Genomic DNA, 13,448 nt, shown 5'->3' with positions numbered 1-13,448 from the left:
CCCATACAAAGGATTTCGTTGGTGGAAGCTATGCTAATTCTAATTTCTGATACCTTTGACGCGGAATTGGAAAAGAAGCTGCCTGATATAGGTGAGGTAACAAAAGATAAGAAACGACTGCCGGAAGCGGATATTCTCCTTGTAAGAAGCAAAACGAAATGTACCAGAGAATATCTAGAAGCAGCGCCCAATCTCAAGCTGATTATCCGCGGCGGTGTAGGAACCGATAATATTGACGGTGAATTCGCAGCTTCCAGGGGTATCAGTGTTAAAAATACGCCGCAAGCATCTTCAATTGCTGTTGCCGAAACCGCTTTTGCTATGATGCTGACAACCTCTTCCCGGATAATCGAAGCACACACTAGTATGCAAAAAAAACAATGGCTCAAGCAACAGTTAAAATGGACTGAACTCTACGGTAAAACCATTTGTCTCATCGGTATGGGCCGAATCGCGATTGAAATAGCCAAAAGAGCTGCTGCATTCGGCATGAAGGTTACAGCTTTCAGACAGTCCGGACGGCCAAGCAAATACGCCGACATAAAAACCACTCTGCAAGAGGCTGTCAGAGAGGCTGACTATATTTCACTTCACACCCCGCTGACAAATTCCACCAGGGGTATAATCAACAAGGCCGTCCTGGCCGTTATGAAAAAGGGAGCCGTTCTAATCAATACAGGTCGGGCGGCTTGCGTTGTTGCTGAAGATGTTTCAGCCGCTTTAAAAAGTGGGCACCTGAAAGCATACTGCACTGATGTCTGGGTTTCTGATCCTCCTGCCCCGGATTATCCGATTTTAAAATCGCCAAATGTCATTATGACCCCCCATATTGGAGCCAACAGCGAGGAAAATTCTCTAAGAATCAGCGAGGAAGTATTTGTAATCGCAAAAGAATTCATTGAAGGAAAAGAAAATGCGTAGAATGGTAAATTTTCACGCCGGTTCATCCGTTCTATGTCATATGAAGGTGAAAAGAAACGGATCGATTTTATGAATACTTTTGCCAGGAAGCATTGATAAAATTGCGAAGGGAGGGCATATGATCGCCTACTACAACGGTGAATTCATGCCGAAGAAAGCCGTTCAAATATCTCCCGATGATCGCGGCTTTTTATTAGGGGATGGGCTATATGAGGTGATGAGGTCCTACAACGGGTATTTATTTAAAGCCCATGAGCACATAGCAAGGATGGAAAAAAGCCTGAAAGAGCTGCGCATCCCGGACCCTTTTAATGGGGATTTAAAAGCTATTGGGGAAAAGCTTATCCATCGCAACAGGCTTCAGGATACAGACGCAACCCTTTATATCCAGGTAACAAGGGGGGCTGCCCCTCGACAACATGCTTTTCCGGGTGAAGACGTTTCACCAACAGCTTATGCCGCTGCCTCTGCCTTTCAACCGCCGGTGAGCAAACGAGAAAAAGGCGTCAAAGTTGTTTTAGAACCGGATATCAGGTGGGGACGCTGTGACATCAAATCAATCGCGCTGCTCCCGAATGTCCTTGCATGCCAACGGGCAAAAGACCAGCAGGCGGAAGAGGCGGTCCTGGTTCGGGATGGATTCATTACCGAAGGATCGCATACTAACTTTGGCGCAATTTTCTCAAATCAATTTTATACTTATCCGGATACGAATTCAATTTTAGCGGGAATAACTCGCCAGGTGGTTTTGGAACTCTGCAACAATCTGGGAATCGGTGTAAATGAGTCCCCGATACCGGTTGACCGACTAAAAGAAGCCGACGAATTACTTGTTACCGGAAGTACTTTGGAAATATTTCCCGTCGTTCAAGTTGATGACTGGAAAGTCGGTACCGGTATGCCAGGACCCATAACGCGAAAATTGCAAAAAGAATATACCAAATATAGAAAAGTTTATTAGTTCAGCCAATTTGATTTTGATTGACACATCTGGCTTCGGATCTGATTCTATTGGGGGAGGTTATAGCTATGGACAAATCATCATCAGGGATAAAATACGATTTTGACACCGTCGTCAGTCGCAAGGGCACAAACTCATATAAATGGAATTTTTTCCCCGAAGATTTGGCAACCAAATATTTTGTGTATACCGAACGATATTTTGAACCCGGCGGTCCGATTCCAATGTGGGTTGCAGACATGGATTTCAAAACGGCCCAACCGATAATCGATGCTCTTGTAAAAAGAGCCTCACATGGAATTTTCGGTTACACAGGAAAGAGCCCGGCCTATTTTAAAGCAGTGTGTCACTGGATGAAAAAAAGACACCACTGGGATATTCAACCTGAATGGATCGTTCCCACACCGGGAACTACTTCAGCAATCCATATCCTTATCAATACTTTTACGTCTGTTTCGGAAAAAGTGTTAATTCCAACTCCCGCTTATTTCCCTTTTATGGGGGCTACACTGAAAAACGGGCGACAACCGCTGATGAGTCCGTTGAAATTAGAAAATAGAAGATACACCCTGGATTTGGAGGATCTTGAGGAAAAAGCTCGCGATCCTCTTGCCAAATTAATGTTTTTGTGCAATCCGCATAATCCCGTGGGAAGAGTATGGAGCAGGGAAGAACTAACAAAGGTCGGCGAAATATGCTTGAGGCACAATGTTATTGTTATATCGGATGAGGTGCATCTGGATACAGTATATAAAGGGCATCAATATACACCCTTTGCGAGTATATCGACTGAATTCGCATTAAACTCGATCGCCAGCACTTCTGTCAATAAGGCGTTTAATCTGGGAGGAGTTCAGGCTGCAAACCTTATTGTTTCCAACGAAAAACTGCGCCAAGCTTTTGAACTTGAATTATCAAAAAATGGTTATGAGCAATTGAATCCCTTTGGCCTTGTTGCAGTTGAGGCGGCTTATAACTATGGAGAAGAATGGCTTGAGCAGTGCCTGGAATATCTGGAAGAGAACCTGAATTTTTTGGACAATTACTTAGAGGAGAAACTGCCGCAGGTTGAACTGATCAGGCCCGAAGGGACACATTTGGCATGGCTGGATTTTAGAAAACTCGGGATGTATAAGGATGAGCTTCACAATTTCATTATTGAAAAAGCCGGGGTGGTATTCGATGATGGTTATGTATTCGGCGAAGGCGGCGACGGGTTCCAGAGACTCAATTTCGCATGTCCCCGTAGTGTTCTGGAAGAAGTTTTAAACAGGGTGGAAAGAGCGATACACGGCTAAAGCCAAGTCAAATTCGACATATGGACGACATACACGAGGAGGACTGGGAATGACGAAAGCACAACAGCTTCGCAAATTATTTGATAAAAAACCTTTAACTGTGATTACGGGGGCACACAATGGCTTAGGCGCTAAGCTGATAGAAAGAGCCGGTTTTGATGGCGTATGGGCCAGTGGGTTTGAAATTTCCACCTCATATGGAATTCCGGATGCAAGCTTAATTTCGATGAATCAGTTTTTAGAGACTGCGCGTTCGATGAATGAAGTCATTAATATTCCTATTGTAGCGGACTGTGATACGGGGTATGGCAATGCCACAAACGTGATGTATATGGTTAAACGATACGAGGAAGCCGGAATTGCTGCGGTTTCAATTGAAGATAAGAAGTTTCCCAAGGATACCAGCCTTCTTGCAGGCGGCAGACAAGAACTGCTGCGGATAGAAGAATTTGAGGGTAAAATAGAGGCTGCCAAATCCGCCCAAACAACATCCGACTTTATGGTAATCGCCCGCGTCGAAGCCCTGATTGCAGGTTGGGGGCAGGAAGAAGCCCGAATGAGGGCTTACCGGTATGCAGGGGCTGGAGCCGATGCGATTTTAGTCCATTCCAAATCTTCAGATCCGGAGGAGATCCTTGAATTTGTCAAGAATTGGGATCTTGATACTCCTCTGGTTATTATCCCGACGAATTACCCCAGTCTTACGGAGAAGGACATCGAAAAGCTCGGCAAAGTCAAGATGGTTATTTATGCCAATCAGGGCGTGCGGGTTGCCGTAAAGGCGATGGAGGATCTTTTTAATCGGATCAGGCAAAATAGAAGTATAGAAAATATTGATGAGAAACTCGTTCCGGTAAATCACCTGTTCGAATTGCAAGGCGTTCCGGAAATGAAAGACAATGAAAAAAAATATCTGCGTTAAACCGATTTAGAGGATATGCGCAGAAGAAGCGATACCTAATAAGCTTTTCTGCATTCAGGGCCATATCTGGAGGTTATCATGGATTACGAAAAATTTATTGTGCAAAAAATCAAAAATATGGGTGAATCCCAAACCATTGCTATCGGTGAAAAAGCCCAGCAATTAAAGCAGGAGGGGGTCGAGATCATCAGTTTCGCCATGGGTGAACCGGATTTTGACACCCCGCATAACATAAAGGCCAAAGCGGTAGACGCCATTAATGCCGGATATACAAAATACACTGCGGTGGCAGGCATAGACACGCTAAAAGCAGCAATCTGCCGCAAGCTCGAGCAAGATAACACACTTCACTATTCACCGGAACAGATACTTGTGTCGTGTGGTGGCAAACATACGCTTTACAATATATCTCAGGCGATCTTTGACACGGGCGACGAGGTTGTTGTTTTAAGCCCCCACTGGGTGACCTATCCTGCCCAGGTAAGCCTGGCCGGCGCATCACCTGTTTTCGTGGATACGACCCGGTCACCCGCACTGGCCCCGACGGCAGATGACCTAAGCGGGGTTCTTACAAAACGAACCAGAGCTGTCATATTCAGCAATCCCAGCAACCCGTCCGGCAAAGTTTACACCCGCGACGAATTGGAGGTGGTAGCACAGTTTGCGCTGAAAAATGACCTGATCCTGATCGCTGATGAAATGTATGAGCAGTTGGTTTATGGCGATAACGAGTTTATCAGCATTGCGAGTCTGGGTGATGAGATCAAGGAGCGGACTATCACCGTCAATGGGGTATCCAAGGCTTACGCCATGACAGGGTGGCGCATTGGATATGCCGCCGGTCCACGCGAAATAATCAAGGCCATGACAAAAATTCAGGGGCAGATGACATCGAACCCTAATTCGATCGCTCAGTATGCCGCGAAAGAGGCTTTGATGGGTGATCAGAGATCGGTTGAAAAGATGCGAGCCGCCTATCAGCAGCGGCGTGATTATGTCGTAAAAAGCTTCAACGAAATTGACGGTGTTACTTGCAGAATGCCGGAAGGGGCCTTTTATGCGTTTCCCCATGTGGCGGAGCTTTTTGCCAAATCTTACAGGGGCCGCAGAATAGCAGGCTCGGTGGAACTGTGTTCTTATCTTTTGGAAGAGGGCCATGTGGCGTTGGTGCCGGGGGCTGCATTCGGCTGCGACGAATACATTCGCCTTTCTTATGCTGCTGATATGGAAAGCATAAGAACTGGATTGAACAGAATCAAACAAGCAGTTGAAAAATTAACGACATAAAATTAAGATACTCAGCGACAGTCATACCGCAAGCGCCTCACTATCGTTATTGGGGTGCTATCTCATTTGGACTTACTTTATCCGACAAGTTAAACTAAGGAACCGCAAATGGAATCACAGTAGTTAATTCCTGCAGATTTACTGATAAACTTAAAAATTGATCCTGGTTAGGGCTCAGGATTTCGCCGCTTTATGAGTCCTGATGGCTTTAGGGTGCATCATCATATGAACAGCATCGCACTCCTGCTGATTTTGGTTGCTGCAATTGTTCATGCCAGTTGGAATTTTTTCGCCAAACATTCCGGCGGTAGCGTCCCGTTTATTTGGCTTTTTGGGGCGATTTCTAGTGTAATATATCTTCCGGTTGCAGCCGTTGTTGCCGTTTTATATCGGCCCCATATCGGCGGTATTGAAATCCTGTGTCTTGCTTTATCTTCACTGCTCCACACTGCATATTTTCTTCTTTTAACGCGCGGATACAGGAGTGGCGATCTATCTCTGGTCTATCCCTTGGCCCGGTGTTCCGCGCCGGTTATCACCGTCTTCCTAGCGATAACAATTTTTCAGGAAAGACCGTCTTTATTGGCTTTATGCGGGGCGGCAGCTATCGTGTGCGGGATGTTATATCTCATGGGAAGTCCAAAATTGCTGCTGATGTCCGGTTCAGGTCGAGCAGTTGGATATGCCCTTCTGACCGGGCTTGCAATTGCAGCTTATACAATGGTTGACAAATACACGGTAAGTAACCGGCTTGTCCCGCCCATCTTGCTCGACTACATAGCTAATTTCGGCCGGATGCTACTTATGACGCCCTATGCCCTTTCAAATTGGGAAAAAGTTCGATTTGAGTGGACTCACCATCGGCGGGAAGTTATTGGAATTGCTCTGTTAATTCCGCTTTCGTATATTCTTATACTTTCAGCGCTTGTTTTTACTCCAGTCAGCTATGTAGCACCTGCAAGGGAGATCAGCATCCTTATCGGTACTTTGATGGGTGCGCGGATGTTAGGTGAAGGACAAATTAGACAGCGCATTATTGGTGCAACTGTTATGGTAGGCGGTATGGTTGCTCTGGCTTTAGGATGATTAAATTTATAGTGACAGATATCGCTATGCAATCGACCCTAAAAAAGAAACCGGTAACGATAAGGTAGGATCTGAAATCTCACAACAACTCAGGGAACATAGACAGCTGGAGGCAATTCCAACATAGTTTTCAACCCGGGTGGGCCTTCCACCGCTCGGGATATGGTATTAATGGTTATGGCTACTGTGCCCAAGTCGCCATGAACACCACCCAGGATCCTTTGATGAATCCGGGGACGGCCTTCGATAATAATTTCATCGTACTCATCTTTCACCGAAGCGTTGGCGACAAATTCAAGCCGGATGACCTCACGGCCAGCTTTCTTGGCATAGACAACACTGGAAAGACCAATCACATTGCCAGCCGTCACAACTCCAAGGGCGGTGTCTGTTTCTGTCTCGGCCAAGACCGGCTTGGGTGGTAATTCAACCAACTCGTCCAATTTCCAGTTTACGGCAGCGGCAATCATATTAATTGATTCCAACAGGCCCACGTGACCGGTGATGACACCATTCTCGATTTGTCGGCGAAACTCCGCCCTGCTCAGGGCGGTACCGACTTTTCTTTGGAACGGAACCCGGCGTCTGAAAGAATCCATCATTCGCGTAACTTTGATCGAATCAACGCTCAAACAAGGACCTGTGAGGATTGCCGGCAGGGTGTCCATCAAAAATCCCGGATTAATGCCTGTGCCCACTACGGTAACACCCTTCTCTTTGGCTTTTCGGTCGATGCTGCTGGCGATCTCCGGATGCCTTATCCAGGGATAGGCCAGCTCTTCACAAGTTGAGACAACGTTGAGCTCTGCCTCCAGGCACTCCTCAATTTGCGGCTTGATATTTTCCAGGTGGGAGGTTGTTGTGAGTATTACAGCATCGGCTTTGACGGAATCAAAAAGTTCCTTTATTTTCTCATGAATAATAACGCCGGTCTGGTGCCGGTTTTCAAAGAGATCCCCTAAATCCTTTCCGACAAGATCTGAATGGATATCCACAGCACCGACAATCTGGTAGGAATGTTTTCTCAGCAATGCCTCGGCTGTTTTACGCCCCATCACTCCGCAACCGCACAAGATTAATTTCCATATTTTCATGTCTGTCTCCTATTTGCGCCACTATTGCATAATGCATAGGCAAATCTAAAATTTTTTGCAAGGGCAAGAATTGTGGGTTGCGTATCTTTATCGAATCTTTAGAGCCCCCTTATAATTATTGCACATTTCGTTTAGAAACTCTAAAATTTCCATACTGAATTTTAAGTCTGCCGCAAGAAAATTAAAATACAGGCATCGGACAATTGAGTCTCATGCCGATTATTTATTGTCGTCCATTAATGTGGTATTGTCCATTAGAGCCAAAATTGGGATTTGATCAAGACAACAATATTGGACAATTTTACGATTGATGTGTTAAGTGCCTTGGGACTTTCTATTGTAAACACAGAGTAAAATGAACGTTGAAACACCCATCATTCAGCTTGCAGTACCGTCCGATGCCGCCTCTCTGGCAAAACTGGCAGAAAAAACTTTCAGGGATGCTTTTGCTCCCTTCCTTAAAAAGGAAGATTTGGAAAATTACGTGGCACGTTCTTTTAGCGAAAATCAGATCACGACCGAACTACTTGACAGTGCCACCACATTTTTCATTGCTATGATAAAGAGAAAATGGGTAGGGTATGCCAAACTTTATCAAGGCACGACTCCGGATTGCGTCCAACCACTGCCGGCCATCGAGCTTGCCAGACTTTATTCAATGCAGCAATATTTGGGCTATGGCATTGGTGCCGCCCTTTTGAAGGCTTGCACAAGCTATGCGCGCAGCAAAGCATTTAAATCCATCTGGCTGAGCAGCTGGCAGGAAAATAACAGGGGAAATGCATTTTACGCTAAAATGCAATTTGAAATTTTGGGTACAAAAAATTTTACAATAGGATCCGATATCCAACAAGATTTCATTTTCGCTAGACCCATATCGTAACATTGATGTTCAATATTGGGATCATTCAATAATTTTGATGCAAACAAAAAAAATGGCTTTTCGATCTAAGTTAAAAATTCGTTTTGGCGATATAGATCATGCGGGTATTGTCTATTATCCGCGGTTTCTGCATTATTTTCATGTTGCCTTGGAAGAATTTTTTGGTCAGGAACTGGGTATTGATTATCCTATCCTGGTCAACGAACATCGTATCGGGCTTCCCACCGTCCATCTGGAAACCGATTTCAGTCGGCCCCTGCGATACGGAGATCAAATAGAGGTCGAAGTCAGGATAATAAAAATCGGTCGGACGTCAATTACCTTTGGATATCGGGTATTCAAGCAGGGCGATAAAGAACCGCGGACAATCGGGCATAATGTGACGGTTTGTCAGGATATAGACACATTCAAGAAAAAAGACATCCCAGATTGGTTGCGGCAGCGCCTTGAAACGCAACTCTCTAAGGATTGAATCAACCTTATAAATTAGCGACTGATGAAAATATAGGAATTGCTGGTTCCTGATACCAGAACACTGCTTGCCGCGCCAAAGCTTTAGCGAAGGCGGGATACCTGCTTGTCCTCCTTAGCCTTAGAGGCGAAGGAGGGAACCCTCCTATTTGACGATCAAGTCCATGGATCGGTCGGACAATGATTCACAACCGGTAGCGGTCACGACCACTGTATGGCCGAAGCAGATGGCATGGTTGCTGATGCTGTCCATCAGGATCATATGCAGGAAGAAAACCATATTCGGTTCGGCTATCACCGGATTGGCATGGTAAAACATCGGCCAGTCCATCCAGTTGGGCGCAAACGTCGTTCCCAGGCTGTAGCCGGTTGCGTTTAAACGGTGTTCTCGCATATCGGCAGCATCACAGGTGGTTGCATACGCATCAAACACCTCTCCGATAGGGCGTCCGGGTCGAAGGGCATGCTTACACGCCTGCATGGCTTCCATACAAACCTTATGCATATCCTGATGCCGAGAAGTGGCATTGCCAATGGGAATCGTACGCATCATGGCAGCATGGTAATGCCGATAAGCAGCGGCCCATTCAAGCGTCAATTGATCTTGGGCATCGAGTTTGCGACGACCAGATTTATAACGACATAGCAATGCATCTTTTCCCGAGCCGATAATGAATTCATTACCCGGATAATCACCCCCTCCGGAAAAGATGATTCCCTGCATCGCTGCCAAAATATGACCTTCATCGGCTCCTGCACTTGCAAGGCGGTAGGCTTCATCATAAGCGTGATCTGCCAGCTCAGCGGCTTTTCGGACGTAGACCATCTCCGCGTCACTTTTTACAACTCGCAATTGATTCACAAGATCTGAAGCATCTTCGAGTGTGCAAAAATCCTGTAAGGCATTTTCCAGTAATTTTCCATTTTTAGCGGTCAATCCATAGGCGTCGTACTCAACCCCCAGACGTTTTCCTCTGCATCCAAATTCGTTCAGAATTTCCTTTAACTGATCCGCTGGATTTGCATCTGCGCTGTCTACCCAAATGCGAATGTCTTCTATGATAGAGGTATGACGCGCCTGTCTCAGATCCGGTGAACGGGTTAAAAGCGTAAAATGCCCGTTGGTACCCAGATACAGACACTGGAAAAAAACATATCCAAAACTGTCATAACCGGTCAGATAGTACATGCTTTCCTGGCGAAACATTAGAAGTCCATCCAACCCCCGCTTTTTCAATTTTTCAATTGCCTGTTCTTCGCGGGCTTTAAATTCTTCGGCAGAAAAATGCAACGCCATGATATCCTCCTTTTAATCATTAGTAACTAATACCGTCATTGATGACTTGATGTAATATGCCACATAAAAAATTGTCAATATCTTTGAAGTTTTAAATCATTTGAAAAGGAAATTGTCCCAAGAAAACCTTGACCCTTCATTTGGTATACAGTATACAAAAAAATTCGAGCAGAATTATGCTCTCCGTTTATCTAACACATCAAAGATCCAATTAAAAAGGTAACAGGGCTCTCCATGATCCGTTCTATGAACATTGCCTGGTGGGTACAACGCTGGGCGGAACTGCATCCAAAGAAAGACGCCATTATTTTCAAAGACGAAAGAATTACCTATTTTGAGCTAAATGAACGGGCGGACCGGGCCAGCTGTTGGTTGCAGTCTCTGGGAATCGAGAAAGGCGACCGTGTTGCTGCCATGTTAAACAACTGTCCCGAGTTCATTGAACTTTTTTTAGCGTGTGCCCGGCTGGGGGCAATATTTGTACCGCTCAATTTTCGATTGGCGGCCGCGGAACTCGATTATCTTCTGAAGAATTCCCGTCCGCGTTTATTTGTTTTCGGTCAGGAATTTACGGCTACCGTTAAAAAGTTGAATATTAAAAATACCAAACCTTCGGTGATGCTGTCATCGGTTGGGAAAACGCCGGTGGATGCGGAGATTTTGGACTATACTGCAACCTCGGTTGATTTCGACAACCAGAAACCCTTTTTAACCCAAACGCTGGGCCCGGCAGACCCGGAAGAGCCCCAGGTGATCATGTACACTTCGGGTACCACCGGCAGACCGAAAGGCGCCGTGCTCAGTCACCGCAAGACATTTTTTAACTGCTTGAATGCCGATATTTTTTTCAAACTGCATTTTGATGACATAATGCTTGTCATATTGCCCCTTTTTCATTCCGGAGGGCTCTTTATTCAGGCGGCGCCAACGATATACAAAGGCGCCACCCTGGTGATTCATGCCAAATTCGACCCCGTAAAGGCCTATCAGGATATCGAGCGCTATCAGGTGACCAAATTTCTAGGCATTCCCACTGTGTATCGAGCATTAGTCAAGGTCGAACCACCAGCAAGAGGTGATATGTCGTCTTTGAAGGTATGTGCCGGGGGAGGGGAGAAAACAACGCCTGAGCTCTTTGAACAGTGCCGCGAGGCTGGCCTGGCTTTCCGCCAGGTGATGGGGCAAACAGAAACCTCGATATTGCTGTGGGCATCGGAAGAAGACTCGTTTCGCAAGCCGGGGACGGTGGGTCGGCCGGTATTTCATGCCGAAGTCAATATTGTCGATAGATATGGCCGCGCCGTGCCACCTGGAGAGGTGGGCGAGATTGTGGTGCGTGGTTCTATTATGATGAAAGAATACTGGCAGGATCCGGTCCGCACCGAAGAGACGATTCGTGACGGAATGCTTCATACCGGTGATCTGGCCCGCATGGATGAAGACGGTTACTATTTTCTGGTGGACCGTGCCAGAGATATGTACATTACCGGCGGCGAAAACGTCTATCCCGCCGAGGTTGAACGCATCTTAAGACAGCACCCGGACGTCAAAGACATCGCGGTGGTGGGTATACCCGATGAGCGCTGGGGCGAAGTCGGGCATGCTTTTGTGATTGCTCAAGAAGAATCCGGTCTGAGTGCCGAAGACATCTTCTCTTTTTGCCGGGAGCAGATGGCAAAATTTAAATGCCCCCGCAACATCACCTTCTGCGAAGATTTTCCGCGCACTTCTCTTGGAAAGGTTCGCAAAAGGGAACTTATTAGAAATATGGAATAATTTTGACCGATTTTTAGCTACACAAAATGGTAAGGTGAGTCCAAGCTTGAATTAACAGTAGGATATCACAACTTTTTTAGTGTCTATGAAAATTTGGATATGTTGGAGGTAGTGCGCCACGAGGTTGCACAGAAGATGAGGGTAGGCCCCTCGGGGTCGGTTTGCAGGAACAGGCCCCAAAGCACCTCAAGCTGCTGTGGTCAAAAGCCATGGTGGTGAGCGTTGAGGAAAAGGTCCCGCCAGACGGGATCAGTTGTGAATCAGAGAGACGAGCGCAAGCGAACCATCCGATGAGGTGTCGAAAACATAAAGATGGCGTCAAAACTGGTGGCTATCTCTACACCAGGATAAGTCCAGGGGCAACCTGCTTACTGCCTGGGCGGCGTCCGGCATAAAGGTGGCGTGACTCTGATTTAGGCTTCTGTGCGGAACGTGGGAACTCTTCATGTGATGTTAAGAGAAAACCCTATAAGTGCGGACCACGAAGGGGGAAAGTATCGATGCACATGAAGGGGGCGGATCATCCTGTATTAGTGTTGAAGGTTCTGTAATGGGGCTGGAGCGAAGGGGATGAGCCAGCTGGCAGCAAGCGATGGTCAACCCCGCTAAAGCGGGGGAGGAGCCGGGTTCTTTTTGCGTAGGCTTTGGACCGAGAGGTATAAAGAGGATGGCTGGCAGGAGCCGAATGAATCGAGAGGTTCACGTTCGGTTCTGTGAGGGCCTGGGGGTGAAATTCCCCCGGGCTACTCGACCATGAATAATTGCTAATTTTTAGATACTGGCGAACTGATATAAACCCTGTAGTTGCAAAAAAAAGTAAGAAAATCAGAAGTAAAAAACTTGCGGAGGCCTATGGAATCTGGGTATAAACAGATTGTCTACCAAACAATCACCCTAATCCAGGAGGCCACCGCAAGTGAAGTCCAGTAAAGCACAAATTACGGCAAAATTCCATAAAATTCCAGCGATTCGTTTCGAAGACCAACAGCTAACATCGTTTTCCGGTTTGCTGATCTTTCAGCTATTGTTTAAACGACTCAATTTGAAGCAGCGGCTTAAAAAATGCTTTTCGCATTTAAATGTTTCACCAATCTTCGGTCGGCATCTGATCGTATTGTTGCTCATTATTCATCTGCTTATTGGTTTTCGGCGCCTGCGTGAAGTCGACTACTACCGCGATGATCCAATCGTACTGCGACTAATGGGTTTACGCAAGCTGCCTGATGTATCAACCATCTCAAGGGCTCTTTCACAAATGGAAAAAGACGGAGTCGAAAATGTGCGCCGGCTATCCCGCTCAATGGTAATACAGGGGCTGCAGCGTGAACGGCTACCCCGTCTGACATTGGACTTTGATGGTTCGGTCCAGTCTACTAAAGGCCATGCAGAGGGTACCGCCGTTGGTTTCAATAAAGCCAAGAAGGGTGCTCGCAGTTACTACCCTTTATTTTG

Annotated in this window: 12 protein-coding genes; 10 read left to right on the top strand and 2 right to left on the bottom strand. The window is 46.3% G+C overall.

What is annotated here, in order from left to right:
* Positions 1-30: 30 nt before the first annotated feature.
* The 6 genes from QNJ26_10175 (at position 31) to QNJ26_10150 (ending at position 6,475) form a co-directional block, all read left to right on the top strand.
* On the top strand, positions 31-921 hold the full coding sequence (locus tag QNJ26_10175) for an NAD(P)-dependent oxidoreductase (GenBank protein ID MDJ0985901.1): 891 nt from the start codon (positions 31-33) through the stop codon (positions 919-921).
* Between the two features lie 118 nt (positions 922-1,039).
* Positions 1,040-1,882 carry a D-amino-acid transaminase gene (gene dat / locus QNJ26_10170; GenBank protein MDJ0985900.1) on the top strand — a complete coding sequence of 281 codons (843 nt, stop codon included), beginning with the start codon at positions 1,040-1,042 and terminating at the stop codon, positions 1,880-1,882.
* Positions 1,883-1,950: 68 nt separating this feature from the next.
* Complete coding sequence (locus QNJ26_10165; GenBank protein ID MDJ0985899.1) at positions 1,951-3,180, top strand: MalY/PatB family protein; 1,230 nt, start codon at positions 1,951-1,953, stop codon at positions 3,178-3,180.
* Positions 3,181-3,229: 49 nt separating this feature from the next.
* Positions 3,230-4,102: an isocitrate lyase/phosphoenolpyruvate mutase family protein gene (locus QNJ26_10160; GenBank protein ID MDJ0985898.1), complete on the top strand. Its 873-nt coding sequence runs from the start codon at positions 3,230-3,232 to the stop codon at positions 4,100-4,102.
* Positions 4,103-4,180: 78 nt separating this feature from the next.
* Positions 4,181-5,389 (top strand): pyridoxal phosphate-dependent aminotransferase, encoded by a 1,209-nt coding sequence (locus QNJ26_10155; GenBank protein MDJ0985897.1) that lies wholly within the window; start codon positions 4,181-4,183, stop codon positions 5,387-5,389.
* 225 nt (positions 5,390-5,614) lie between these two features.
* Positions 5,615-6,475, top strand: coding sequence for a DMT family transporter (locus tag QNJ26_10150; protein ID MDJ0985896.1), 861 nt, complete (start codon positions 5,615-5,617; stop codon positions 6,473-6,475).
* Between the two features lie 89 nt (positions 6,476-6,564).
* Here the strand turns inward: QNJ26_10150 and QNJ26_10145 are convergent, their stop codons facing one another.
* Positions 6,565-7,569 carry a hypothetical protein gene (locus tag QNJ26_10145; GenBank protein MDJ0985895.1) on the bottom strand — a complete coding sequence of 335 codons (1,005 nt, stop codon included), beginning with the start codon at positions 7,567-7,569 and terminating at the stop codon, positions 6,565-6,567.
* Between the two features lie 355 nt (positions 7,570-7,924).
* On the opposite strand from QNJ26_10145, the gene QNJ26_10140 reads away from it, so the two are divergent.
* On the top strand, positions 7,925-8,452 hold the full coding sequence (locus QNJ26_10140; protein ID MDJ0985894.1) for a GNAT family N-acetyltransferase: 528 nt from the start codon (positions 7,925-7,927) through the stop codon (positions 8,450-8,452).
* 52 nt (positions 8,453-8,504) lie between these two features.
* Positions 8,505-8,924: a thioesterase family protein gene (locus tag QNJ26_10135; protein ID MDJ0985893.1), complete on the top strand. Its 420-nt coding sequence runs from the start codon at positions 8,505-8,507 to the stop codon at positions 8,922-8,924.
* Positions 8,925-9,068: 144 nt separating this feature from the next.
* On the opposite strand, the gene QNJ26_10130 is transcribed toward QNJ26_10135, so the two are convergent.
* A complete protein-coding gene (locus QNJ26_10130; protein MDJ0985892.1) occupies positions 9,069-10,220 on the bottom strand; it encodes a Xaa-Pro peptidase family protein in 1,152 nt (383 codons plus the stop codon).
* Positions 10,221-10,466: 246 nt separating this feature from the next.
* Here QNJ26_10130 and QNJ26_10125 point away from each other — a divergent pair, with 246 nt between their 5' ends.
* Positions 10,467-11,996 (top strand): long-chain fatty acid--CoA ligase, encoded by a 1,530-nt coding sequence (locus QNJ26_10125; protein MDJ0985891.1) that lies wholly within the window; start codon positions 10,467-10,469, stop codon positions 11,994-11,996.
* A 916-nt stretch (positions 11,997-12,912) separates the two neighbouring features.
* Positions 12,913-13,448, top strand: a 536-nt coding sequence (locus QNJ26_10120) for a transposase (protein ID MDJ0985890.1), incomplete at its 3' end; no start/stop codon positions are given.

Source organism: Desulfobacterales bacterium, from assembly GCA_030066985.1.
Classification (GTDB): domain Bacteria; phylum Desulfobacterota; class Desulfobacteria; order Desulfobacterales; family JAHEIW01; genus JAHEIW01.
This window is presented reverse-complemented; position numbering and strand designations above follow the sequence as displayed.